Source organism: Bradyrhizobium sp. Gha, assembly GCF_900113735.1.
In the GTDB taxonomy this organism is placed as follows: Bacteria; Pseudomonadota; Alphaproteobacteria; order Rhizobiales; family Xanthobacteraceae; genus Bradyrhizobium.
This window is the reverse complement of record NZ_FOQM01000005.1, coordinates 110,674-136,146: the sequence shown is the minus strand read 5'-3', so window position 1 is coordinate 136,146 and position 25,473 is coordinate 110,674. Positions and strand designations below refer to the sequence as shown.

Genomic DNA, 25,473 nt, shown 5'->3' with positions numbered 1-25,473 from the left:
CAAGCTGCGATGATTGTTCTGCATGTTACGGGGGCGTACCCTACTGCACAGAATCCGTCTGCGGGCGTTTTCATCCGCACTCAAGTGGAGTCGCTGGCGCAGATTGGGATTGATGTTGATGTTTGCCTGCTCAAGGGCAATGGCATTGGTAAATATATCAATGGTGTTGCTGAAGTACGGAAGGCTTTGCGTTCGAGGCACTACGATATCGTTCATGCGCATTATATGTACGCAGGCTGGACAGCCAGATTCGCTACCAACCTGCCACTCGTTGTTTCTTTTATGGGCAACGACGTATTTGGAAGTTGCAATGACCGGGGAGACTATCGACCCTTGAATCGAGTGTTGCACGGACTATTCTCCCGTTTATTGTCGTGTGCGACGGCTCACAATATTGCGAAGAGTGCCGGCCTTGCAAAATATCTTCGCGCCGAAACAACGTCCATCATTCCCAATGGGGTGGATCTCGATGTCTTCTATCCCAGAGCGGTCGCTAAGCACGAAGTAGGTCTAAAGGAAGACGAGCAGCACGTCCTGTTTGCAGGCAGGCCCTCAGCAGGGCCTTATAAGAGATACCCGCTCGCCGAAGCCGCTTTTGAGTTGGTTCGAAAATCCAATCCATCTGCCCAATTGCTCACACTCGATAAGAGACCTCAAGAAGAAGTGGCGCGATTCCTGAACGCCGTCGATTGCTTGCTGCTTACGTCCGCTCATGAGGGCTCTCCGAACATCGTGAAAGAAGCTCTTGCCTGCAATCTGCCGATTGTTTCCGTCGACGTTGGCGACGTGGCCGAGCGAATTAAAGAGGTCGAGGGATGTTACATCGTGTCTGACGAACCGACCTCTATCGCGGAAGCTGCAGAGAAGGTGTTGGTCCGTGGAAAGCGTCTTTCCGGTGGTTGTGCCGCAGTTCATGAACTTTCGCTTGCAAAGGTCGCAAGGCGAATACAATCTTTGTACGAGCGCGTTCTTTCGGGAAGCAGGAGAAGGCGCCGATGGCGATCGTTGATCAACGGCACGCCGTCCCGACGAATACTTCACCGCCGATAGTCACGCCGGCGCTGGAATTGAAGAAACAGTTTGGGAAACCTGCCGTATGATAAGGTATTAACGAAGATCTCGGCGTATCCATCCGGTGAGGCTTCAATGAACGACAAGTTCCTGCTGCGATAATGGTGCCCAGAACTAGGCGTGATAGCCCGCGCTGCATCAGGGTGTTGCCGGGCGGCGGATCGCGGGCGCTGGTGAAATGATCGCCGAACCAGGCAGTCTCGACCAGGCAATGCGAGAGTGTTTTCTGTCTTCCTGGTTTGTCGTTGACGAGACGATCGAGCACGCCAAAGGATTCCACCATGTGCGGCATCTGCGGGCAGTTTAACTTCGGCAGCGGTGCGCCCGCCACCGCTTCCACCATCGAAGCGATGATGGGCACGATCATCCACCGCGGTCCCGACGACGCCGGCCAGCATTTGGACGGGAATCTCGGCTTGGGTTTTCGCCGGCTGTCGATCATCGATCTGTCACCCGCCGGCCACCAACCCATGTCTGACCAGGCCCAAACGGTGTGGGTGGTCTTCAACGGAGAGATCTACAATTATCAGCAGCTCCGGCACGAGTTGCAGGGGCACGGCCACGTGTTTCGTTCCAACTGCGACACCGAGGTCATCGTGCACGGCTACAAGCAGTGGGGTGACGCCGTGCTGAACCGTTTCAACGGCATGTTCGGTCTCGCCATCTGGGACGTGAACAGGCGCCGGCTGCTGCTGGCGCGCGATCCGATGGGCATCAAGCCGATCTACTACGCGATCTCCAACGGATCGCTCGCTTTTGGTTCGGAGATCCGGCCGGTCCGCGTTGCTCTCGGCGAGCCGCCGGGCGTTGATCCCGAAGCCGTCGCTCTTTTTCTGCGCTATCGCTACACGCCGGCCCCGCGCACGATGTTCAGAGGTATCCAGAAACTGGCCGCGGGTGAGAAACTCGTCGTCGAAAACGGCCAGGTGCACGTCTCGCGCTACTACCAGTTCGTCCCGGAGCCATTCGCCCCGCAGCCCCGCCCGCAGGAGGCGGCGGAAAAATTGATCGAGCTGTACAAGGTGGCCATGAAGCGGCATCTCACCAGCGACGTTCCGGTCGGACTGCTGCTCAGCGGCGGACTGGATTCGGGCCTGCTGCTGGCGCTGATGAGCTTTTATGGCCGCGACTGGGACACGTTCAGCGTCGGGTATGGATCGTTGTATGCCGATGATGAGCTCGAGGATGCCGTCAAAACGGCCCGGACCTACGGGGCCAGACACAACGCGGTTCACCTCACCCGGGAAACGTTTGAAGACGTCCTGCCCCACATCGTGGAGGTCCTCGAGGAACCGGTCGCCTCTTCGTCGATCGTGCCCATGTATTTCGTCTGCCAGCGAGCTCGTGAAAACGTGAAGGTGGCGCTCATCGGCCAGGGGCCGGATGAGCTGTTCGGCGGATATACCCGACACCTAGGCGTGCACCTTGGCGCCGCCTGGCGCGCGCTACCCGGCTGGTTGCGGACACCCAGTGCTGCACTCGCGCGCGCCCTCCCGCGGAACGATACGATGAAGCGTGGCGTTTACTCGCTGCACGAACCCGACCGGCTTCGTCGTTTCCAGCAGGTATTCTCCCTGATTTCGGATGAGGCGATGCGGGGGCTTTTTCGCCCGGAGCTGATCGCTGATGGCGAAGCGACCGTGGCATCCCGTTGCTGGGAGGAATACCGGCCGGCCTTCGAAAACCTGGACGACCTGAACGCCTTTCAGTTGCTCGAGCTGCGCTCGTCGCTGCCGGACGAGTTGCTCATGTATGGCGACAAGCTGTCGATGACGCACGCCCTCGAGGTTCGCGTACCCTATCTCGATCGCGAAGTGGTCGAGCATGTCCAGCAATTGGGCGCGTCCTTCAAGGTGCGTCACGGTGTTCGCAAGTGGCTTCATCGCGAAGTGAGCAAGCGGCTGTTGCCGTCGGAAATAGTCCATCGCAAGAAACGCGGATTTGCGGTGAACGTGGTCGATGGCTGGTTTCACCAATCCCTCGACGGACGGATCCGGCAATACCTGGCCGATCCGCAGTCACAGGTCTACGGGTTCTTGGAGCCGGCCGCGGTGCAATCCATGCTGCGCGACCACGCGGCAGGCCGGGGCGACCACCACAAGATACTCTTTAGCATCGTCGTGCTGGAGCAATGGCTCCGCAGCGTCGGTGGGACGCGACATACAGATTCCGGCTCGCCAAGCGGGCACGCGCTGAAAATATCCTCGAGAGCGCGCGACGATTGCGGCAGCAAGTATGGTGCGGAGTAATAACATGCCAACACCGATGATCTCGCGCGTTAGATCCAAGTTAGCCCTGCTCAACTATGAATTGAGGCGGTTGTATTTTGTTCACTTTTGGAAAATGGACATAAAAGAGGGGTCACGCATCTCGCTTAGCGCAAAGCTTGATAAGACAAATCCTACGGGCATACACATTGGTCAGAATACTGCGGTCGCCTTTCGATCAGCAATACTTGCTCATGATTTCATAAACGGAAGGTACAGGGACGTTTATATTGGCGACAACTGTCTGATCGGAGCGGGTTCGGTAATAATGCCAGGAGTTCAGATCGGAAATAACTGCATCGTGTCACCAAATAGCGTCGTTTTGCAAAATGTCCCGGCGGGATCCATCGTGATGGGCAATCCAGCCAAGATCGTTCAGAAGAATATTATCACCGGCCCTTGGGGAACCCGGCACTCAACGCAGGAAAGCTCCCGGGAAACATCTGCAGCGGTGACGGGCTGAGCGCGCCCGCCGCGTTCAGCTTGGCCTCTCGTTTCCTCATGCTGCCGGTCCGCGCATCTGCCCTACGATCGCGCTCTGAACGCGATCTGCCGCATGTTCGGATTTTCAAAAAAGGACGGATCGACCAGCCCTCATAGCCTGAATAGGGCTCGGATCGCGGGTGGCGCGGTGATCTTGCTTTTTTGGCTTAATCCGTTTGAGGGCATCCTGCCAATCGTCCGCGACCTCGCGATTGTGCTTGGGAAGTCCTATACGAAAGCTGGCCGTGTTCCCACTGACCGAGGTAGACGCAATGGTTCTCTCAACGAAGATATCTGCGGCAGGTGATGCAGCCGGCGCGGTCCTTATCATCGTTGAGAACCTGCCGGTGCCGGCCGATCGCCGGGTCTGGCCGCAGGCCACAGCGCTGCACCAGGCTGGTTACACCGTCTCGGTCATTTGTCCGAAAGGGCGGGGATATGACAAGGCGTACGAGCAGATGGACGGTGTGCACATCTACCGCCATCCACGGGGTGTGGAAGGCTCGAGCGCGCTGACTTATCTTATCGAATATACCGTCGCCCTTTTTTGGCAATTCGTTCTCTCGTTGAAGGTGTTGTACAGGCATGGATTCGATATCCTTCATGCATGTAATCCACCGGATTTGATCTTTTTGATTGCGATTTTTTACAAAGTCTTCTTCGGCAAGAAATTTCTGTTTGATCAGCATGATCCCGTGCCCGAACTTTATGAGGTCAAGTTCGGCCGCCGGGATTTCCTTTATCGTGTCCTGCTTCTGCTTGAACGCTGGACGTTTCGTTTGGCCGACGGGAGCCTCGCGACAAACCCTACCCTGAAGCGGCAGGCCGTGGAGCGAGGCGGCATGCCGCCAGACAGCGTGTGGATTGTCAGAAGCGTCCCCGAGCTTGGGCGCTTCAGCCGCGTCAAGCCCGAACTGTCGGTCAGGCGGAACTGTCGATATCTCGTCGGCTATGTGGGAATGATGGCCGAGCAGGACGGCGTAGACCTCCTGGTCAAAGCGATGGAGCACATCGTCAAGCGCCTGCATCGAACGGATATCGCCTGTCTGATCATCGGCGACGGGCCGGAGGCAGGTCGGCTCAGGACGCTCACAAGCGAACTCGGGATCACCGACAATGTCGAATTTTCCGGGTACGTTTCGGGCGATCCGCTTCCCGCCATGCTGGCGGCTTGCGACATCGGCGTCGTTCCGGATCCGCCCAATGCCTGCAACGTGGTCATGTCGATGATCAAGGTCTTTGAATACATGGCCCTCGGGCTGCCTTTCGTCCTCTTCGACTTGGCACAGGCGAGGGGTGATGCGGGCGACGCTGGCCTGGTGGTGGCGGAGCCGACGCCGCGGGCGCTCGGCGAAGGAATCGTGGCGCTGCTTGAAAACGAGGCCGGGCGCAAGCGTATGGGGAACTACGGCAGGGAACGTGCCTACGGCGCATTTCAGTGGGAGCTCGAAAAGCGTTCCCTCCTCGCTGCCTATGCGGCGCTGGCGCCGAGGCGCGCACGTGCAGGGACGCCAGCCGATGTGAATCCTCACTGAGAGCGGAAGCAACTGGCTTTCAAAACCTTCATTGAAAATGCGATTTCGAAGATTCGGGTGCCGACCCGGACGGGCAACTGCCAGCTCCCGCGATAGAGACGCCGTGGAGCGCAACTGTTCAGCCGCAAGACGACTGCGCTATGCCGCCCGGTGGAATTGCAACGCCACCTTGCTTCAAACAGATCGACCACCGACGCCACATTGCATGCGTTGCCGCCTGCACTTCTTGCACAACGCGTTGGCGCATGCGGACAAGAGCAGCGCCCAGCAATGATGTGCTCGCCTACGCGACGTTCCCATCCCGGCAGGGCACACAGCTGTACCTCTCCCAGGGCGAAACAAGCTGATAGGTAAATTGAACGCGCGAGTCTTGAGCCAACCAATTCAATACCTTGCGCAACATAGGCCCGTAAGAGCGCGACATACTTGGGTATAAATCACACTTTGAAAGTTTTTTCGCCATTTTTGCTCATTAGCCAGCCGACCTAGCAGTCGGGGGGCAAATCCAAAAATCCCACTGCTTTGGAATCCGCTCGCAGTCCGAGACTGTGATGCGTTGGAATCCGCTCGCGGTCAGAGACAGCGATGCGTTGGAATTTGCTCGCGACCTGAGGTTGCGGGCACGTGGTATGTCGCGCGCCTTCGCGATGCGCGGCAGTGGAATTCCGTTGCCAACGAAAAGACTCTGTAACTCTGCAAATCGAACGAAAGGGTACGTATGTCGTTCAACTTGTCATCCACTCCGTTCTCGTCGACTTCTGCTTGGAACCAGCTGGTCCCGACCGGAGCAACCTATACCTCGCTCAACTGGCCCACCTCGACCGGCTGGAACTACGATGTGGGCTGGGGCAACGTGCCAGTCTACGTCGCCTCGTCGTCGGACCCTGTCGTGCAGGTGTCTGTTCCCGCCAGCTGGGGATGGCCCGGCGGGACCGTTAGCGTCCATGTTCCGGTCGGGGCGACCGGCGGGACCCCCACCGACTCCTCGATCGTTATCGTCGACGGCGACAACGTCTATAATTTCTGGCGCTTCAACCGCACCAGCAACACCACCGCGACCGCCCAGTCATATGGCGAAGCAAACGCTGTCACGGACACCGGTTGGGGCACCGCCGGGAAGGGCGCAGGCATCCTCGCCGTCGGCGCGAGCGAGCTGGGCGGGATGCTGATCAAGGCGCAGACGGACACGGGCACGATCGATCACGCCCTGCAGCTCGCCGTTGACGGCTCGCTCCTGAAGTCAGGCTACGTCTCCCCCGCTATCGCCACCGACGGCAGCAGTTCCAGCGGCATAATGCAGGAAGGAGAGCTTCTGGCCATTGCGCCCGGAACGCCAATGCCCTCTGGCCTTTCGACGCTCGGCCAGGAGGTGTTCCACGCCCTCCAGCAATATGGCGCCTACGTCGTCGATACTGGAGGCACCCAGACCGCCATTCGCACCCAGGCGAACTCCTATGACTCAGCGACGATGAACGCGCTCCGTCTGGACATGAATTCGGTCCTTCCAATGCTCAAGGCGGTGAGCGGGGGCACGCCGACACCGTCGGGCAGCACCTCACCCACCACCCCATCGGTCACACCGGCGGTGACGCAAGCCACCGCTTCCCCGGCCACGGGCATCGAACAGGCAGGAAGCACGATCACCCTGGCGCTCGGCTTCAACGAGGCCGTAACGGTGACGGGCACGCCGACGCTTTCGCTCAACGACGGCAATACCGCTACCTATGTCGGTGGTTCGGGCACGAGCACGCTCACCTTCAAAACGACTGTCGCGGCGACCGACGCCAACACCTCGGCGCTTGCCATCACCGGCGTCAACCTTCCGAGTGGCGCGAGCATCAAGGATGCTTCCGGTGTCGCAGCGAGCCTGTCGGGCGCGGTGAAGACCTTCGCCGGTCTCCAGATCGATCCGATCGCGCCGGCGGTGACGCAGGCCACGGCCTCTCCGGGCACTGGCACCGAGCACGTCGGAGACGCGATCACGTTGACGCTCGGCTTCAATGAGGCGGTCACGGTGACGGGTACGCCGACGCTGTCGCTCAATGACGGCGGCACGGCCACTTATGCCGGTGGTTCGGGCACGGGCACGCTCACCTTCAAAACGACTGTCGCCTCGACCAACACCAGCACTTCGGCGCTTGCCATCACCGGGGTCAATCTTCCGAGCGGTGCGGCCATCAAGGACGCCAGCGGTGTCGCTGCGAACCTTGCCGGCGCGGTGAAAACGTTCTCCGGTCTGCAGGTCGACCCGACGTCGTCGACTTCAACGACATCAACGACGCCAACGACGCCAACGACGCCAACGACGCCGTCCACCCCGTCGTCGACCACGCCGGTTCTCACCATTGCGAATAACTCGCTCACGGTGGCCGGGAGAGGCGGCACGGTCGATCTCGGTGCGAAGGTGACAACGACCGATTCAAACGATCTCGTGACCGTGAACATCACGGGGTTGCCGAAGTATGAATCGATCACTGACAAGCTTGACGGTAAAACGTTCAGCGGAAACAACATCACGCTGACGGCCGCGCAGGTCGACAGCGGATTGGTGCTGACCTCGAGCTATCGCGGCGGCGGCCATCCGGTTGCGACACTTACCCTGACGGCAAGTGCGAAGGATCCGTCAACCGGCGCAGTTTCGACGGCTTCGCCGCAGACCATCACCGTGATCGATCCTCAACCCACGGCCGCCACGGCCACCACCACCTCGTCGTCCGACCACCAGCACCACGTCGCGACGGATCATCAGCATGCTGCTACCGCCACGACGGCCGTGACGCCGACGTCGTCACAGACGATCGACTCCGCGGTTCATCATCACCACCATCACCACCACCACCACCTCGCGACGGATCATCACCATGCCGATCCCACCACGACGGCGGTGACTCAGACCTCGCCACACACGGTCGACCCTGCGGTCCATCCGCAGGAGACCGCTGCGAACACGGGGTCCTTGGCAAGCCGGGCCTTCGCGCTGCTCCAACAGCATGTTGATCCGGCCGCCAGCACTCTGGCAACGACCGCGCCGCAGCCGATTGCTGCTGCAGATCATCCGGTTGGGGCCGGAATGGCGTCCTTGGCAAGCCAGAGCTTTGCGCTACTGAACCAGTATCTGGCCGGCCACACCGGCCATGTGGATGCCGGTCAGATCGTGTCGGCTGTGTCGCAAGCGATCGGTTTGGGCCACGAACCTTTGCTGGCCCGACCGCAACACTAATGCCGGGCCGCACCCAGGCTCAGTGCCTGGGTGCGGCACCGTCGGTCTCAGTGAATGCATGAGAAGGAACCACGTACGCGGTCGGTAGCCGCGAAAGGTTGAGTAAAAAATGGCGATCCAGAATGGAAATGCCCATGCCGCGGATCTCGGGTTTCGATCCCTGGCTTTGTTCCTGCGCCTTCACGGCGTCAACGCCGAGCCCGACCAGCTCCGCTCTCGCTGTGGCGAGAGCGCAATCGGCATCCAGGCGATGCTGCGCTGCGCCCGCGATTTCGGGCTGAAGGTCGGTTCGCGCACGACACATTGGAAGCAGCTTGCAGGCATCCGCCTGCCCGGAATCGCAGCGCTGCGTGATGGCGGATTTCTGCTGCTCGGGAAGGTCGAGGACGATGCCGCGCTTGTGCTGCATCCGACCTCGTCACATCCGAAGTTGATGCCGCGTGCGGAATTCGAGGAAATCTGGGACGGCCGGTTGATCCTGACCGGATCTCATAGTCTCGCCGCTCGGGCACATCACGCCTTTGCCGGTCTGATTGCGCGCGGGCGCGATCTGGTTGGCCAGGCCGGTGACGCCCTGACGCGTGCCTATTCCGCCGAGCGTCGCGAGACGCCCGTCCAGGAGGCGGGTCCTGAGCCTGAGAGTGGCGATCAGTCGGGGCTCATTGCGGTGGCGATATTGCTGCGTTGCCATGGCATTGCGGCCGACCCGGAGCAAATTCGGCATCGCATGGGGGCGTCGCGGGTCGGTGTGACCGAAATCCTGCGTTGTACCAGGGAGTACGGGCTGAAGGCTCGTGCACAGCGATCGAGCTGGAACAGGCTTTCCGTCACGCCGCTGCCCGCAATTGCCGTGCTGCGCGACGGCGGCTTCCTGATCCTGGGCAAGGTCATCGACGACAAGCTTCTTGTTCAGCGCCCGTTGTCCCCCCGCCCTGAATCCATGACCCAGGCGGAGCTTGAGGTCATCTGGGACGGCGACATCATTTTGATGACCCGGCGCGCCGCGCTGACGGATCTCTCCCGGCGCTTCGATATCAGCTGGTTTCTCGGTGCGGTCCACAAGTATCGCCGTCTGCTCGGCGAAGTGCTGATCGCGTCGTTCTTCCTTCAAGTCTTTGCGCTGGTCTCCCCGCTGTTCTTCCAGGTGGTCATCGATAAGGTGCTCGTGCATCGAAGCATCAGCACGCTCGACGTCCTGGTCGCGGGCCTCGTCGCGTTGACCTTGTTCGAGACCGTTCTCGGCACGTTGCGCGTCCATCTGTTCGCGCACACGACGAACCGCATAGACGTCGAGCTCGGCGCCCGGCTGTTTCGCCACCTGATGGCGTTGCCGATCGCATATTTCCAGACACGCCGCGTTGGCGATTCTGTCGCACGCGTTCGCGAGCTCGAGAACATCCGCCAGTTCCTGACGAGTTCGGCGCTCACGCTCGTCGTCGATCTCTTGTTCACCGTCGTCTTCCTGGCGGTCATGTTCTACTATTCGACGACCTTGACGCTGATCGTCATGGCATCGTTCCCGTTCTACATCGGAATTTCCGTCGGGGCCGCGCCGCTGTTTCGCCGGCGTCTCGATGAGAAGTTCAATCGTGGCTCGGAGAACCAGGCCTTCCTGGTCGAGAGCGTGACAGGGGTCGAGACGCTGAAGGCGATGGCGGTCGAACCGCAAATGCAACGCCGCTGGGAGGAGCAACTCGCCGGCTACGTCGGTGCGAGCTTCCGCGTGCTCAGCCTGAACAATACGGCGAGTCAAGCGGTTCAGATGATCAACAAGCTCGTCACCGCCGCGACGCTCTACTTTGGCGCAAGGCTCGTGATCGGCGGCGACTTGACGGTCGGCGAGCTGGTCGCGTTCAACATGCTGGCGGGGCGGGTGAGCATGCCCGTGCTTCGGCTCGCGCAGATCTGGCAGGAGTTCCATCAGGCCCGTCTGTCGGTCGATCGTCTCGGCGACATTCTCAACACCATTCCGGAGCCGAGCTTCAGTTCGGCCCGCGCCGCGCTGCCGCCCATCCGCGGCAAGGTCACGTTCGAGCATGTAACCTTCCGCTATCGCTCTGACGGGCCCGAAGTGCTCCATGACGTATCCTTCGGCATCGAGCCCGGCCAGGTCGTCGGTATCGTAGGCTCTTCGGGCTCGGGCAAGAGCACCATCGGCAAGCTGATCCAGCGTCTCTACGTGCCGGAGAGCGGACGCGTGCTGGTTGACGGCGTCGACCTCGCGATGGTCGACCTGACCTGGCTTCGACGTCAGATCGGCGTGGTTTTGCAGGAGAACGTGCTGTTCAATCGCTCGATTCGCGAGAACATTGCGCTCGCCGACCCGAGCATGCCCATGGAGCGTGTCATCGAGGCAGCGTCACTCGCCGGCGCTCACGACTTCATCCTGGAACTGCCCGAGGGGTATGACACCATCGTGGGCGAACGCGGCAGCAGTTTATCGGGCGGACAGCGACAGCGTGTCGCGATCGCTCGCGCGCTCATTACCAACCCGCGCATCCTTATCCTCGATGAGGCGACCAGCGCGCTCGATTACGAGAGCGAGCGCGCTATCCAGCAGAACATGAAACGGATTGCCGCTGGCCGGACTGTATTCGTCATCGCTCATCGGCTGTCGACCGTCCGCAATGCGAACCGGATCATCACTCTCGAGCATGGCCGCATCGTCGAAGACGGCAGCCATGATGAGCTGATTCGTTCGAACGGGCGATACGCCAACCTCCACTATCTGCAGGCCGGTATCAATGACTTCCGCTAGCCGAAATATCGTTACGTTTCCCAGAGCCCAGGTTCGACGGCGTGAGCATGAGATTGCGTTTCTGCCCGCGGCCCTCGAGATCACCGAATCGCCACCGTCGCCGATCGGTCGCGCGATCGGGGCGAGCATCATCGCGATCTTTTGCGTTGCACTGCTGTGGGCATCATTCGGCAGCGTCGATATCGTTGCCACTGCGACGGGTAAGATCGTGCCCGGCGGACGCACCAAGCTGATCCAGCCGTTCGAGACGGGCGTTGTTCGCGCGATCCACGTGCGCGATGGACAGAGCGTCAAGGCCGGCGACGTTCTGATTGAGCTCGACCCGACGATGACGGAAGCCGATCAGGAACGCCAGAGAAGCGATCTCGTTGCGGCCGAGCTCGAGGTTGCGCGGCTGCGCGCTGCACTCACCGACGATCCGCTTGCCGCCTTCCGGGCACCGCAGGACGCAAGCGCCGCGGAGATCGAGATGCATCGGCAGTTTCTGATCAGCCAGCGTGCCGAGCAGAACGCGAAGCTCGCCGAGATCGAGCGCCAGCAAGGTCAGAAGGAAGCGGAGCGGGCGACCACGTTGGCGAGCGTGGCGAAGCTACAGGCGACGATACCGGTGCTCCAGGAGCGGGTCGACATTCGCAAGGGTCTCGTCGACAAGGCCTTGGCTTCGAAGGTTGTCTATCTCTCCGAGTATCAGGAGCTTGTCGGTCTTCAGCAGGATCTGGTGCTCCAGCAGAGCAGGCTCCGCGAAGCCGATGCCGCCATCGCCTTGCTGAAGGAAACGAAGCAAAAGACTGCCGCCGAGTATCGGCGTGCGACCTATGACGCACTTGCGAAGGCCGAGCAGAAGGCGGCGACCGCTGCGCAGGAAGTAGTCAAGGCGGAACGGCGCACGAAGCTTCAGCATTTGACTGCGCCGGTCGACGGCGTCGTGCAGCAGCTCGCCGTTCACACGGTGGGAGGCGTGGTGACGCCGGCGCAGGCGCTGGCCGTCGTGGTTCCGAGCGAGAGTCAGCTCGAGATCGAGGCCATGCTCTCGAACCGCGACATCGGTTTCGTCCATCCCGGACAGAAGGCGGAAATCAAGGTCGATACGTTCAATTTCACGCGCTATGGGCTGCTGCACGGGGACGTGCTCAGCGTATCGACCGACGCCATCACGCGGGACAGGCCGGGCGCATCGAACGACCGCGCGTCGGGCACAGCGCAAGGCAGCAGCGAGCCGAAGGGCCAGGAATTGGAATATGCGGCGCGCATTTCCCTCGACCGCACGCACATGCAGGTGGAGGACAAGCTCGTCAAGCTCGGCCCGGGCATGGCGGTAACGGTCGAGGTCAAGACCGGCGCGCGCAGGATTATCAGCTACCTGCTCTCACCCCTGGCGCGATACAAGCAGGAGGCGCTGCGGGAGCGATAGACGAAGCCGAGCAGGGGAGCGTTGCGCGCAATCTGGCGATGTCGGATCGCTTGAACGACGTCTCCCCGGCCAGCTGGCGCGCCTCGGGATCGAAATGGATCATGTGATCGAGGCCGAGATCGGCCAATGATCCTTCACCCCGAACTCGTGAGGCGGGCCGGCCGTGTCTTTGCCGATGCGTCAGACTGAAGACCTGCTCGAACCACATCCGGAATAGCTCGCTCGATGCCGTCATCGTGCGCGCTTAGACCAGGTTCTCGCCCGCTGGCGAGAATTTGCGAAAGATCGCGCAGTATTCCGATCGCTATGCCAAGAAGTGCGCCTACAATGATCGCTGCTCCAAGCACAATTCTGGCTTTCGGCGAGCTGGCGCTCAAGGGAGGCGAAGCCCCCGTGATGAAACTCGCCTCAAACACCGGCGAGGATTGTTGTTGCGTGGCTTCCGTCTTGCGCAGCACGTGGCTAAAATTGTCATAGGCGGCTTTGGATGATTCGGCAGCGGCTGCCAGCTTGTCCATGGTAGCCGCGGACTCCGCAGCATCTTTCTCTTTTCTGCTATAATCATCCAGTGCCTTTTGGGCAGCCGATGCCTGGGCCCTCAAATCGTTCAATCGATCCTTCACCCATGAATCATCTTGCAAGCCGGCATTGTCCATTTGCCGGGAAATATATTTTTCCGCGACCGCGTTTAGGATCTGCGCCGCTCGATTAGGATCTCTGGAGTCGAAAGTAATCTCGACGAGATACGTAGGGCCGAGACGTTTGGCCGAAAGCTTACGTTGGAATGATTCCACGACATAGCGGGCGGCATTTGCTTTCGTGTCCGGGTTACTCCAGCCAAGCAAACGGGATATCGACCTGGTCATAGTGCGCAAGAGGCTGGCTTGGTCGGCGAATTCCGGGTCTTGAGCAAGGCCGAGCTTTCCGATCACAGCGCTCGCGATGTAGTCAGACTTTATGATCCTGATTTGACTTTCCACGACCGTTGACACCGACGTAGGGTCGATCGCTTTCGAATCTACGACGAGTTCCGCCTTCGCAGTAAACGTCGGTACCGCGGCGACGAGATAAAGTATAGCAATGCCAAGCGCTGCGGCGGATGTCAGCGATATGGTCCAGAGATGTCGTCGTATGAAGGTTAGCACTTCTACCAGCGACACGGACGGTGCCGGACGAGGCATGTTATCCCGATTGTCCGTTCTATTGGTCTGCATCATTTTCGTACCAGCGCTGTCAGTTGAGGCTTCGCGACGATGCCTGTGTTGAATATGTGCCGCGATTTACCAAGGGGGACGTCGGTCGGCAGCAGACGAAGTCGCACGAGAGAACTAAACGACCCCTACCGACGCTTGCTGGGGTCGCTCTGCCGCCGTCGACCAAATGTGCGGGAAACGTTGTAGAGGCCGGCAGATTGGTGAAGAACGCATCGCCCATGGCACTCTACCACTCCGTCGCTCAAGTCGACGAAATCAGTATATTACAGGCGGCTGAATGGGAATTGGCGATAAATAGGTAACTCGGTGGTCGTCCATTGAACGACGGCTGTGGAGTGAACTCCTACAGAGGAAGCGCGGCGCTCGGCCCGATTGGCCGCTTACGCGAGGCGAGGAGCCTTAAAAACCAGGAGCGTTGTGGTCCGGGCACGCCGCCTGCGGGTCAACGCGACATGACATGCAAGTTCGAGGATGGGCTCAGGCTCGGGGGTGACGGTCGAGATTGAGACAGGCCCGCGCAGGATCGTCAGCCACCGTCTCTCCGCGTTGGGCAAGATACAAACAAGCAGGAGACGCCGCTGGAGCGATCAACAGCGGGCTCCGCGGCCTGCGCGTTCGGCGTGGTCACCGCCCGAGGAGAGTGTCCGGCGATCACGCCTGCTACCCGCGCTGGAGTAGCAGGGACATCGTGCGAAGCGCCCGGTGTCGAGATGTCGACGAAAACGTCGCGGCGCCACTCCACGATGGACCGGTCGCGCGACGTTAGAGGTTCAAGACCCCTGGGCGCTTCGAGGACCCTGCATCTACTTGCAGAGCCGTACCGCTGCGCCAGGCCCTCGAACTCCGGCCTTGCGAAGCAGGCCGTCGATGGGCGGTACCGCGGCGTGACCAGCGTTGGGAACCAATGAAGCCGGCTCCTCGAGATGCTTCATTTCGGAGATCACCTCGAGATTCGTCGCGATCCCTCTGCCTGTATCCACGGCTGAGGGGATGCTACCGTCCATCGCTCGTATCCGCGACCCATGGTTCATTCCCCAGATCGCCGCTTGTGTCCGATTCTGGACCCGGATCTTGCGCAGGATCGCCTTGACGTGAACCTTCACGGTGGCCTCGGCGATGTTGATCTTTCTGGCAATGCACTTGTTGGAATCGCCTTCGATAAGGCAGGACAGGATTGCCTTCTCGCGAGGAGAGAGCTGCGGCAAGATCGCGTCCTCCGCAACGGCGAGGATGGCGTGTTCGCATTCGCCGGGCTCCGCCGTTTCGCGTTCGCGACTAGCATCAAGGGCGAATGACAGGAATGCAGGTGGAAAGACGGTCTCGCCCATTGTCACGAGTTCGACCGACTTGATGAATGCGTCGCATGAATTGACGTTGACAAAGTAGCCGTTCGCCCCTGCGCGAAATGCCGAGGCGAGGTCGACTGGCCGATAATTGTCCGAAACGATCGCAATGCGCGCATCCGGATAGCGATCTTTCACAAATCCGATTTGCGCTATCGTGAGATTGAAGCCGTCGCCCGTATGGACGATAAGGAACATCAATTTCTCTGCTTGAAGTGAGTGCGGCAATTCCTCGGGGCTCGACACCGAGACCGGGATGTGAAAATTGGCCGCGTGCAAGATTTTAGCAATGCCTTCTCTAATCAAAACGTTCTTTCCAATAAGAACGGTCTCGCAAGAATGCCGCCTCCTCATTTTACCCTCCAGCCTACTACGCAATGACACAACAGCGATGGGCGGTTAAACTCAATCTAGTTTCTTTGGTTTCTCGACGGACGAATGTGCCCTTGTTGTTCGTTTGGTCGTTCTCCCTCCGGTTCTGGTCTTCAGAAATATCGAGTTACCTCGATCGCGATCCTCCCTTTTTGTTTTGTCCGACGACGTCGGCGGAAATCGAGTAATTAAAGTTGAGTAAACTTTTTTGAATGTTAGATGCGAATTTAAGATCACCCTATATATCGTTCGTTATAGGCGGTAGGCAGCGTTAACCCGTGCAAGTACGGTGCAGAAAAACACCTTCTGGCGCAGCCTCTGGGTGAATTAGATAGCGATGTTCATTCAAGAGTGAAAAACCTGACGATGTCTTTGTTCGTCGATGCGACGTCTGCACGAACACATCCTGTGAGTGTGTCGACGAGGGCGCATATCGATCTGAGATAGAGGAATATCGAAGGCCTGCACGGTGACGTTAACGCTGTTGTCCGGGCTGGCTAGACATGGAGGCCGGCGCGCCACGGGCTGATTGCCGGGTTCTTACGGGCTTTCGAATCGCAAATTGATGGAGCGAGAGTCGGGAAGCGAGCAGAGCAGCGGTGCCTGATAACTCTAAGTATTGCCCTGCGACGTCGACAGTTGTTGTATTAATGGAAATTTCGGGTGAGTCTCCTAAGAGTAGGTGAAATAGCAAAAGGGTGTGCGGAGTTTATGTTTTGGGAGGCGATAGGCTGAGGAGCGCCCAATGCGACGTATTAGTGTAGTCATTGCAGACCGGCACCCGGTCGTCTTGCGCGGAATGAGCAGTGTGCTCGGTGCCGCATCCGATTTCATCATCGTCGCATCTTGTAGCGACGCGGCGAGTTGCATCGAGGCGATCCGGGACCTGGCGCCCGATATCGCGATTGTCGATCCCGCAATGCCTGAGCTTGCCGCCGCGAAAATTCTTTCGACCGTGAATTCAGAAAATCGTTCGACGCATGTGGTGTTTTTCGCTGCGAGTGAGGATTGCGAACTGGTGCTCGCGGCGACGCCGGTGACCTGCAGCATCATCCTCAGAGACTCCGATCCCGACGCGCTGGTGCAGTCGCTCCGGCTGATCGCCAACGGTCACAACGTGCTGCCGTCCACCCCATCCGAATCGATCGTGTCGCACGAGCAGGGCGCAAATTGGGAGAATGGGCTGACAACGCTGACCGAACGCGAGCGCCAGATCATGCGTCTGGTCTCCGAGGGATTGTCGAACAAGGAAATCGGGCGGCGGCTGAACATTGCCGACGGCACCATTAAAGTGCACCTTCACAACATCTTTCAAAAGCTTGAAATCAGCAATCGGACGGTGCTCGCGGCCCTTGCCATCTCGCAGCATGATCGCGCGGCGGCCGCGCGGGAGAAGCCTCCGCACTCCGGATTGAGTCCGACGAATGGCGATCGCTGAGAAGGTCTGCACGCACCACCATTCGTCGAAGCCGCGATGGGACTATTGGAAGCGCCGGCCCCGGCGGGAACTGCTTAATTGGCTAGGCCAATGTGCGGAAAGCTAAATGGGTAGTCCGTCAGGACTGGCGGTTGATCCAGAATTGCAGCCAGGACGGCGGGAGGAAAGTGCAATTATTCGTCATCTGCAGCTCTGGGTTCATCGCGGTTCGTCCGTTGTCAGGTAGAACAGGTCGCGGGTAACCAACGGCATCCAGATGCAGACGAAAAGGTGTGCCGACTGCACTCGGCACATCTGGAGCGGCGGCCCTGGCCCTTTCCTGCCCTGCCCCCCAAGTGGCCAGGGCCGTCTCCGTAGTCGGCTTGCCAACAGGACCGAGACTCTGTGGTTGAAAGCGAGTGCGCGGACGCATCCTGATGCCCCTTCAGTTTCACCGTGCCGTCGAGGACATGGAAATTTGGAGCGCGGCCCGCGACGGCTTTTCCTTTGTGATCACGTATGAGACCCCTGCTGGTGCCGGCTTTCATGGACGTCCTGGGTATGTGGCGTCGTGGCGGCTGCTCTATCGAGGGAACGGCGCGATCAGGATTGCCGGTTCGGCGTTTGCGACCTTCGCGGAAGCGGAGAAGGCCTGCGATACGATGCTCGAGTATTTGAATGGGCTGTCGCTGAAATGACTGCACGGCCCGGTCGAGGTTTAGAGCCGAGGGGAGGGTCTACAAAACTGACGCGGGCCAGGCTCGAGTCCATGGCCTGCTCCAGCAGTCAAGCCGCGTTAGGTATCTGTCGCCGCGGAGCTCGACCATTTCGCCGGTATCCACGAACCCCTGGGCGTCGGGGAGAGGCGGCGCGTCGGCGTCAAGAGCGGCCGGACAACTCGCAGGATCTGCCAGTCAAGCAACTGTGCTGAATCATACCGCCAGCGACGCAACGTGCCGGCATCGGAAATCGTGCGGTTCTTGGACGCCTGCCCGAGATACTGGCGCGGCGCGATGATGTCAGGCGGGGACATTCTCGTAGGCTCTGACGAACTCTCCGACGGTAGACGGGAAAGCTGCGTCCTCGGCGACGGTGAATGGATCGATACCGAGCTCGTCCTCGAGCCGCGCAACCAGGATGGCGAATGCCAGTGAATCGAAGCCAGTTTCGTTCAGCGACAGATCGTCCTCAAGCGGCGGAAGGGTGATCTTCTGTTCGTCGGCGATCTGCGTCATCGCGGAGAAAATCTTCGACTTGACTGACATGGTACACCTCACATCTCGGCTTTCCGAGCCGATGCTAGAGCCTGATTTCGCCCGCAATGATGCGCGCGTGGATCGCGCGGTCGATCGAACGATAGTCGCCGGTCGCCGGATCGCGCAGGAACAGCGGATCGTCCGTCACCGAAGGATCAAACCCCTCGCGGATCAGCCTCTGCTTGTTTTGCTTGAAGGTGTCGGTCGCTTCGAGCGCACGGCACAACCTGACGAAGGCTGGAACTGCATAGCGCGGGAGCCGATACGAAAGCTGTTCTCTGAAGATCCCGAAATCGAAACGGCGGTCCACCACCAGCGCCGCCATGCCGGCGCGGCCATCGACCCCCGGCACGGCAACTCCATAGGTCGACGCATCGAGAACGCCGGGGCAGTCCCTAATTGCGTCGTTCACTTCGCTGGTCGCGACGTTTTCGCCCTTCCAGCGGAAGGTGTCGCCGAGGCGGTCGACGAAGTGGAAATAACCCTGCTCATCGCGCAGCATCAGATCACCAGTGCGGAACCATGCATCGCCCTCAGCAAAGACGTCGCGCAGAATCTTTTTCGCGGTCTCGGCCTGATCTGTGTAACCCTCGAAAGGCACGCCACCGCGACCAGCACTGCCGATATGCCCGACAGCCTCGCCGGTCTCGCCAGGAGCGCAGGCGATGCAGAGCCCGGCGTCGCTGCGGAGCGGATTGCCGCTGTCGGCGTCCACCTTGACGATCGAGGCAGGAAAGCGATGCGCCAGCACCGGTGGAATCCGGCCGATCGCACCGGGTTTTCCTTCGACGTTGAACAGCGAAAAATTGCCTTCCGTCGCGGCATAGAATTCGAGGATCTGCGGAATTGCGAACCGGGTGGCGAAAACCTCCCAGATGTCGCCGCGCAATCCGTTGCCGACAGCCAGTCGCAGTCCGTGTCGCGGGTCTCGCTCCGACGCCGGCGCCTTCAGCAGATAGCGGCAGAGCTCGCCGATATATTGGAAGATGGTACAGTCGAAACGCTGGATATCGTCCCAGAAGCTGCCTGCGGAAAATTTCTCAGCAATGACGACCGAACCACCAGCACAGAGCATGCTGCAGGGAGCTGCAACGCCACCAACGGAGTGATGGAGCGGCAGGCTATCGTAGAGACGATCGTCGGTGGATGCGTCCGTCAGCCCGGCGAACCATCCGCCCCAGGTGAGTATCCGGCGATGACTGACATTCGCCGCTTTCGGTAGTCCCGTGGTGCCCGAAGTGTAGATGAGGAGCGCGCGTGCATCGATCGTGACGTCGCCACGTTCGGCGGAGGAGAGCGGACGAGAATCGAGGGCGACGAGCGCCTTATCCAGATCGCTTTCGTCGCCGGTGCCGAGGGTCCAAAGTTGCGGCACGCGGTCAAGGTGCGGACGTGCGTTCTCAAACGCATTCACGCAATCGGAAGCCAGAATGAGGTGATCGGCCTGCGCGACGTCGATGCAGTGAGCCAGGGACCGGCCGACCAGTCTCGTATTGATCAGCGCCACCGTTGCTCCGACGCTGCTGATGCCGAGCCAGCAGGCGATGTAGTCCGGCCGGTTCGGCATCAGCAGACAGACGGTGCGGCCGGCGCGAAGGTCAAGGTCCCGCGCCCAGCGAGCATACCGGTTGATCCGGGCGGCGAGTTCGCCATAGGTGAAGGATTGGCCATCCGAGAGCAAGGCGAGCCGGTCGGGCTGACGCTGTGCCCATTCTTGCACGACGTCGGCGAATAACCGATGCGGCCGGCCTTCGAGCCGCGCGGTTCGCGCGATGCCTTGCAGCCACGTGTTGGCAGTAGAGCGCCTGCGCTGCGAAGCCGGTCCGGTCGTCCGCGGGATCACGGCTGTCTTCACGATGTGATCATGCGGTCTGGCTGGATCGGCGTCCGTGCGCAGCCGAGCTGGTTGAGGATCATCCGCTCCATCGTCTTCACGGATTGAAAATTTTCGGGCGTGATTTCGAGTTGGGGAAGGATGAGATCGAACTCCGCTTCAACCTTGAGCATCAGCTCGACCATGCCCATCGAGCTCAGCCCGATATCCACCAAGCGCGACTCCGGGTGCACATCGGCGGTGATCGCGTTCTGCTGGAGGACGCTTCTGACGACGGATAGAACGCGGTTCTGAACGTTGACGACAAAGTCGTGCATCTCACTTGGCCTCTCGCCGTGGTCGAGCGTGATCACAATCGGGACGACGATACCCAACTGCTCCTCGGGTCAATAGCTCTGCTTCGGAGGTACCTCGCCCGGGAGTGATAGCTCCTCCACACCCACTTCTGCGCCAACGACGCAGCAAGGGAAGTGGGCTAGCAGTTTGAGCGGACCTGTCTCGACCCGGTTCGCGTCGTCCAGCGATGAAAAAGGGAGGCTTTGCCGCATGAGTGTGCAGGAGGTCAAGCGTCGCAATTTCGCAACGGAAGTCGGCCGAGCAGCTTTCTGTCCCGACGGTTCCTCGTTCGGGCAACGGCTCGCGAATGTGGCGGAGGTCGCTGCGGCCGAGGCCGAGGCGGTCGATCGCGAGGCGCGCTTCCCGCGGAAGGCGATCGATGCGGCGCGCAGGGAGAGACTTCTCGGCGCTCAGATACCGATCGAGTTCGGTGGGGACGGTGCGTCTATCTCCGAGGTGGCCGATATGTGTTACGGCCTCGGCCGTGCGTGCGCCTCCGTCGGGATGATCTTCGCGATGCATCAGACCAAGGTGGCGTGTCTGGTCCGCCACGGCGCGGGCAGCGGCTGGCACGAAAGCCTCATGCGCCGTGTGGCTGCCGAACAGCTGCTGCTGGCATCATCGACCACGGAAGGCCAGAACGGCGGAAACATACGCTTCAGCTCGGCCGCAGTGGAGCGCGCTGATACCGAGATTTCGCTGGTGCGCGACGCGACGGTGATTTCCTACGGGGCCCAGGCGGACGGCATCGTCACTGTTGCCCGCCGCTCCGACTCCTCCGCCGGATCCGATCAGGTGCTGCTGGCCATCACCCGCGACGACTATACGCTGGAGCCCACTCTCGCATGGGAGACGCTTGGCATGCGCGGAACCTGCAGCGCCGGGTTCAAGTTGAATTTCAGGGGCGCCGCCGACCGGATATTCCCCGTGCCATACGAAAGGATCCATGCGCAGACGATGACACCCGTCGCCCATCTGTGCTGGTCCTCGGTCTGGGCGGGCGTCGCGGCTGCGGCGGTGGATCGAGCGCAGCTCTTCATCCGCAAGGCGGCCCGCGGGGCGGGCGGCAATATGCCTCCCGGGGCGGCGCATTTCACCGCCGCTAAAATGACACTGACGAAACTGCGCGCCGTCATCACTGCGAATCTCCAGTTCTATGAATCTCGTGAACGGGACGAGCGTGCGCTGTCGTCCGTCGACTTCCAGTCCTCGATCAATCTTCTCAAGGTGGAGGCCTCCGAGCTCGCCGTCGCGGCCGTTATGCACGCAATGCGCGCCTGCGGCCTGTCGGGTTACCGCAACGACACCGACGTAAGTATCGGCCGCCACCTGCGCGACGTGCTGTCCGCACCGATCATGATCAACAACGATCGTATCCTCGCCAGCATCGGCACCGCCACGCTGATGAGCAGCGTCCCGGAGGCTCTTCGCGATTGAATTCTCCCAAAGGAATGGACTGATGAACCTGAGCATTGTCGAAGCACCGGCGGACTCCACTCCGTCTCCGGCCGATCCGTTGGACCATCTCGCTGACACGCTGTTCCATGAGATGGGATCCCCCGGCGTCTATGGCCGCACCGCGCTCTATGAAGAGGTCGTGGAGCGAATTGGGTCGGTGATCTCGCGGAATCGAGAACCGAACACTGAGGTGATGCGCTTCCCCCCCGTCATGAACCGCGCCCAGCTCGAAAGGTCGGGCTATCTGAAGAGCTTTCCTAACCTCCTCGGCTGCGTCTGTGGCTTGCACGGCACGGCAAGCGAGATCGATGCGGTGCTCAACCGCTTCGATGCCGGCGGCGACTGGACCGCGTCGCTATCAGCGGCCGATCTCGTTCTGTCGCCGGCCGCCTGCTATCCGGTCTATCCGATCGCGGCGAGCCGAGGTCCGGTGCCGGCTGGCGGCTGGAGTTTCGACGTGGCGGCCGATTGTTTCCGTCGCGAGCCCTCCCGCCATCTCGACCGGCTGCAGTCATTCAGAATGCGCGAATTCGTCTGTATCGGTAGCCCCGATCATGTCTCGTCGTTCCGGGAGCGCTGGATGATACGGGCCCAGGAGATCGCCCGGGATCTCGGACTGACCTTCAAGGTCGACTATGCGAACGACCCCTTCTTCGGCCGTGTCGGTCAGATGATGGCGGTGAGCCAAAAGCAGCAGTCGCTGAAGTTCGAGTTGCTGGTGCCTCTACGCTCCGAGCAGCGGCCGACCGCATGCATGAGCTTCAACTACCACCGAGATCATTTCGGCACCGCTTGGGGCATTGTCGATGCCGCCTCCCAACCGGCCCACACCGCCTGCGTGGCCTTCGGAATGGACCGTCTCGCCGTCGCCATGTTCCATACGCACGGCAAAGACGTCGCCCAGTGGCCGATCGCGGTGCGGGACCTTCTGGGATTCGCGCAGACCCGCCGCGGGGGACCTTCGGGTCTCGAGGAGCTCTGATGCGCGACGGAAGTCGGGAGCTAGCCCGGCAGGGAAACGCCGAAGGGCAAGCCTTCATGAGAAGAGAGACTCTCGCCGTCCACGGCGGCTTCGAAAGTGATCCGGCAACGAAGGCCGTCGCCGTGCCGATCTACCAGACGGCCTCCTATGCATTCGACAGTGCCGATCATGGAGCCGCGCTCTTCAATCTCGAAGCGGACGGATTCCGCTACACCAGGATCGGCAATCCGACCAACGCCGTGCTGGAGAAGCGCGTCGCCGCCCTCGAAGGAGGCATCGAGGCACTCAGCGTGGCCTGTGGTCAGGCCGCGGTGAACTATGCGGTGGTCAACATCGCGGAGATGGGCACCAATATCGTCTCGGTCCCGCAGCTGTATGGCACCACGCATACGTTGTTCGCGCACATCCTGCCGAGGCAGGGCATTGCGGTGAGGTTTTCGGAGGATGACCGGCCGGAGAGCGTAGAAAGACTGATCGACGACGATACGAGGGCGGTGTTCTGCGAAAGCGTCGGGAATCCGGCCGGAAACGTCTGCGACATCGAAGCGATGGCCGGAGTCGCGCACAAGTACGGCGTCCCGCTGATCGTCGACAACACGGTGCCGACACCGATTCTGCTCAGGCCAATCGAGTTTGGCGCAGATATCGTCGTGGAGTCGCTGACGAAATTCATGGGCGGGCATGGCACCACGCTCGGTGGAATTATCATCGACAGCGGCAGGTTCCCATGGGCGGAGCACCGCCGGCGCTTCCCGATGATGAACGAGCCGGAGAAATCCTACCACGGTCTTGTTTTCACCGAGCGCTACGGGGCCGCCGCCTACATTGCGCGTTGTCGCGCCGTCTCCCAGAGGACCACCGGCGCCGTCCTGGCGCCGATGAACGCTTTCCTTCTGCTCCAGGGTATCGAGACAGTCGCGCTCCGCATCGAGCGGCACGTCGAAAATGGCGAGAAGGTCGCGCGGTTCTTGCGAGACGACCGCCGAGTCGGGTGGGTGAACTATGCGGGCTTCCACGACAGCCCCTATTATGCGCTGACGCAGAAGTATCTAGGTGGCCGGGCGTGCTCGTTGCTGACCTTTGGCGTGGCTGGAGGCTTCGAGGCAGGCAAGCGGTTTTACGACGCGCTGAAGCTCAGCAAGCGGCTGGTCAATATCGGCGACGCGAAAACACTCGCCTGTCATCCCGCGTCGACAACGCACCGGCAAATGTCGCCAGGAGAACAGGACAAAGCCGGCGTGCGGCCGGAGATGATCAGGCTCAGCGTCGGAATCGAGCACATCGACGACATCATCGCGGATCTCGATCAGGCCCTCCGTGCTGCGAATTGATGTGTCGTGAACCATGAAGGCATTCGCATGACTGTCTTGATCGACATCGATTCGCACGAACACCACCTCTTCTCGAGAGCGACGAGCGCAGGCGCCTACGCGACGGCCTCACCGGGAAACCAGGTGGAGTGCCTCGACATCGGGGTCATCAACAACATGTCGGATGCTGCGTTGATGTCGACCGAGCGCCAGCTCTTCGATCTCATCAATGCGGCGGCCGGACGCCTTTTCGTCAGGCTGCATTTCTATACGATGGCGGCGACCCCCCGTTCGGAATGGGGCCGCGACTACGTGCGGCGATACTATCGTGGAATCGACGATCTGCTGAACAGGCGCCTCGATGGCGTAATCGTCACCGGCGCCGAACCCAAGGCCGCCAGCCTGACGGAAGAGCCATATTGGGCGACTTTCGCAGCGATCGCCGACTGGGCCGCGGAGAATACCGTTTCGTCGGTGTTTTCCTGCCTGGCCGTGCATGCGGCCGTCTTGCACATGGACGGCGTTGCCCGTCACAAGCTGCCCAGTAAATGTTTCGGTGTCTTCGCTCAAACGAAGACGAGACATCATCCGTTGCTACAAGATGTGCCGAAGACATTCAGAATACCGCACGCCCGGTGGAACGAGGTGGAGGAGGGGGATCTCGCGAACAGCGGCTATTCGGTTCTCACCTGGTCGGCTGAGGCCGGGGTCGACTGCTTCGTCAAGCAGCAGAGGAATAGCCTTTTCGTTCATTTCCAGGGCCACCCGGAATACGAAACCCAGAGCCTGTTGGGCGAATATAGGAGAGATATGGGGCGCTTCCTCCGGGAAGAGAATGACGTCTGTCCGACGATACCGAAGGGTTACTTCAGCCATGAAGCCGAAGAGCTACAGCTCGCCTTCCGACAGAAAGCCCTTGCCGACAGACACCCAGAGCTTTTCGCCGACTTTCCGGTCGATCCGGTGGCCAAGGACTTGAACAACGTCTGGCATCTGCCGGCCAAGCGCATATACCGCAACTGGTTACTTTATTTGGTGTCGCACCGCGCGGGACGGTCAGAGCCGTTGGGAGCGCGAGAAGCGGCTCTCTCTGCAGCCGGGAGTCCGACGCGTCGCCATGGACGCAAGTTGGTTGCCGCCCGCTCTGCTCGCCTGGCGCGCTCGCCCAACCTGATGACCAGCAAACGGCTTGGATATCATGAGTGA

Annotated in this window: 19 protein-coding genes; 13 read left to right on the top strand and 6 right to left on the bottom strand. The window is 60.5% G+C overall.

Annotated elements, in window-relative coordinates:
- Positions 1 to 9: 9 nt before the first annotated feature.
- Positions 10 to 1,050 carry a glycosyltransferase gene (locus BM222_RS10035; RefSeq protein WP_092228094.1) on the top strand — a complete coding sequence of 347 codons (1,041 nt, stop codon included), beginning with the start codon at positions 10 to 12 and terminating at the stop codon, positions 1,048 to 1,050.
- Here BM222_RS10035 and BM222_RS40960 read toward each other — a convergent pair.
- Positions 1,010 to 1,438, bottom strand: coding sequence for a hypothetical protein (locus tag BM222_RS40960; protein ID WP_177243101.1), 429 nt, complete (start codon positions 1,436 to 1,438; stop codon positions 1,010 to 1,012). The genes BM222_RS10035 and BM222_RS40960 overlap by 41 nt on opposite strands.
- On the opposite strand from BM222_RS40960, the gene asnB reads away from it, so the two are divergent.
- The 6 genes from asnB to BM222_RS10000 all read left to right on the top strand — a co-directional run bounded on the left by asnB (position 1,353) and on the right by BM222_RS10000 (position 12,745).
- Entirely contained in the window at positions 1,353 to 3,320 is a 1,968-nt protein-coding gene (gene asnB / locus BM222_RS10025; protein WP_092228092.1) for an asparagine synthase (glutamine-hydrolyzing), read from the top strand. The two genes, BM222_RS40960 and asnB, sit on opposite strands and share 86 nt — an antisense overlap.
- A 4-nt stretch (positions 3,321 to 3,324) precedes the next feature.
- On the top strand, positions 3,325 to 3,801 hold the full coding sequence (locus tag BM222_RS10020) for an acyltransferase (RefSeq protein WP_210188498.1): 477 nt from the start codon (positions 3,325 to 3,327) through the stop codon (positions 3,799 to 3,801).
- A 265-nt stretch (positions 3,802 to 4,066) separates the two neighbouring features.
- Positions 4,067 to 5,356, top strand: coding sequence for a glycosyltransferase family 4 protein (locus BM222_RS10015; RefSeq protein ID WP_244547083.1), 1,290 nt, complete (start codon positions 4,067 to 4,069; stop codon positions 5,354 to 5,356).
- 718 nt (positions 5,357 to 6,074) lie between these two features.
- Positions 6,075 to 8,576 (top strand): hypothetical protein, encoded by a 2,502-nt coding sequence (locus BM222_RS10010; RefSeq protein ID WP_177243119.1) that lies wholly within the window; start codon positions 6,075 to 6,077, stop codon positions 8,574 to 8,576.
- A gap of 109 nt (positions 8,577 to 8,685) precedes the next feature.
- Entirely contained in the window at positions 8,686 to 11,334 is a 2,649-nt protein-coding gene (locus BM222_RS10005; protein WP_092228091.1) for a type I secretion system permease/ATPase, read from the top strand.
- The gene (locus tag BM222_RS10000) at positions 11,321 to 12,745 is read left to right on the top strand and encodes an HlyD family type I secretion periplasmic adaptor subunit (protein ID WP_092228090.1); all 1,425 of its coding nucleotides are present in this window, start codon (positions 11,321 to 11,323) and stop codon (positions 12,743 to 12,745) included. The genes BM222_RS10005 and BM222_RS10000 overlap by 14 nt, the downstream gene beginning before the upstream one ends.
- Before the next feature lie 134 nt (positions 12,746 to 12,879).
- Here BM222_RS10000 and BM222_RS09995 read toward each other — a convergent pair whose 3' ends face one another.
- Positions 12,880 to 13,962, bottom strand: a complete 1,083-nt coding sequence (locus tag BM222_RS09995; RefSeq protein WP_092228089.1) for a Wzz/FepE/Etk N-terminal domain-containing protein — start codon at positions 13,960 to 13,962, stop codon at positions 12,880 to 12,882.
- Positions 13,963 to 14,762: 800 nt separating this feature from the next.
- Positions 14,763 to 15,656 carry a LuxR C-terminal-related transcriptional regulator gene (locus BM222_RS09990; RefSeq protein WP_244547082.1) on the bottom strand — a complete coding sequence of 298 codons (894 nt, stop codon included), beginning with the start codon at positions 15,654 to 15,656 and terminating at the stop codon, positions 14,763 to 14,765.
- A gap of 763 nt (positions 15,657 to 16,419) precedes the next feature.
- On the opposite strand from BM222_RS09990, the gene BM222_RS09985 reads away from it, so the two are divergent.
- Together BM222_RS09985 and BM222_RS09980 are read left to right on the top strand one after the other, a co-directional pair.
- Positions 16,420 to 17,112: a LuxR C-terminal-related transcriptional regulator gene (locus BM222_RS09985; RefSeq protein WP_177243118.1), complete on the top strand. Its 693-nt coding sequence runs from the start codon at positions 16,420 to 16,422 to the stop codon at positions 17,110 to 17,112.
- Positions 17,113 to 17,528: 416 nt separating this feature from the next.
- A complete protein-coding gene (locus BM222_RS09980) occupies positions 17,529 to 17,789 on the top strand; it encodes a hypothetical protein (protein ID WP_177243117.1) in 261 nt (86 codons plus the stop codon).
- A gap of 321 nt (positions 17,790 to 18,110) precedes the next feature.
- Here BM222_RS09980 and BM222_RS09975 read toward each other — a convergent pair whose 3' ends face one another.
- From BM222_RS09975 to BM222_RS09965, 3 genes are read right to left on the bottom strand one after another with little or no spacing between them, the layout of a single operon-like run.
- Positions 18,111 to 18,356, bottom strand: a complete 246-nt coding sequence (locus tag BM222_RS09975; protein WP_177243116.1) for an acyl carrier protein — start codon at positions 18,354 to 18,356, stop codon at positions 18,111 to 18,113.
- 34 nt (positions 18,357 to 18,390) lie between these two features.
- Positions 18,391 to 20,202: a long-chain-acyl-CoA synthetase gene (locus BM222_RS09970; protein WP_177243115.1), complete on the bottom strand. Its 1,812-nt coding sequence runs from the start codon at positions 20,200 to 20,202 to the stop codon at positions 18,391 to 18,393.
- Positions 20,199 to 20,498 (bottom strand): phosphopantetheine-binding protein, encoded by a 300-nt coding sequence (locus tag BM222_RS09965; RefSeq protein WP_177243134.1) that lies wholly within the window; start codon positions 20,496 to 20,498, stop codon positions 20,199 to 20,201. The genes BM222_RS09970 and BM222_RS09965 overlap by 4 nt, the downstream gene beginning before the upstream one ends.
- A gap of 229 nt (positions 20,499 to 20,727) precedes the next feature.
- On the opposite strand from BM222_RS09965, the gene BM222_RS09960 reads away from it, so the two are divergent.
- From BM222_RS09960 to metA, 4 genes are read left to right on the top strand one after another with little or no spacing between them, the layout of a single operon-like run.
- Positions 20,728 to 21,954 carry an acyl-CoA dehydrogenase family protein gene (locus tag BM222_RS09960; RefSeq protein WP_092228084.1) on the top strand — a complete coding sequence of 409 codons (1,227 nt, stop codon included), beginning with the start codon at positions 20,728 to 20,730 and terminating at the stop codon, positions 21,952 to 21,954.
- A 22-nt stretch (positions 21,955 to 21,976) separates the two neighbouring features.
- Positions 21,977 to 22,957 carry an amino acid--[acyl-carrier-protein] ligase gene (locus BM222_RS09955; protein ID WP_092228083.1) on the top strand — a complete coding sequence of 327 codons (981 nt, stop codon included), beginning with the start codon at positions 21,977 to 21,979 and terminating at the stop codon, positions 22,955 to 22,957.
- Between the two features lie 56 nt (positions 22,958 to 23,013).
- Positions 23,014 to 24,288 carry an O-acetylhomoserine aminocarboxypropyltransferase/cysteine synthase family protein gene (locus BM222_RS09950; RefSeq protein WP_092228082.1) on the top strand — a complete coding sequence of 425 codons (1,275 nt, stop codon included), beginning with the start codon at positions 23,014 to 23,016 and terminating at the stop codon, positions 24,286 to 24,288.
- 27 nt (positions 24,289 to 24,315) lie between these two features.
- Positions 24,316 to 25,473 (top strand): homoserine O-succinyltransferase MetA, encoded by a 1,158-nt coding sequence (metA, locus tag BM222_RS09945; protein WP_092228081.1) that lies wholly within the window; start codon positions 24,316 to 24,318, stop codon positions 25,471 to 25,473.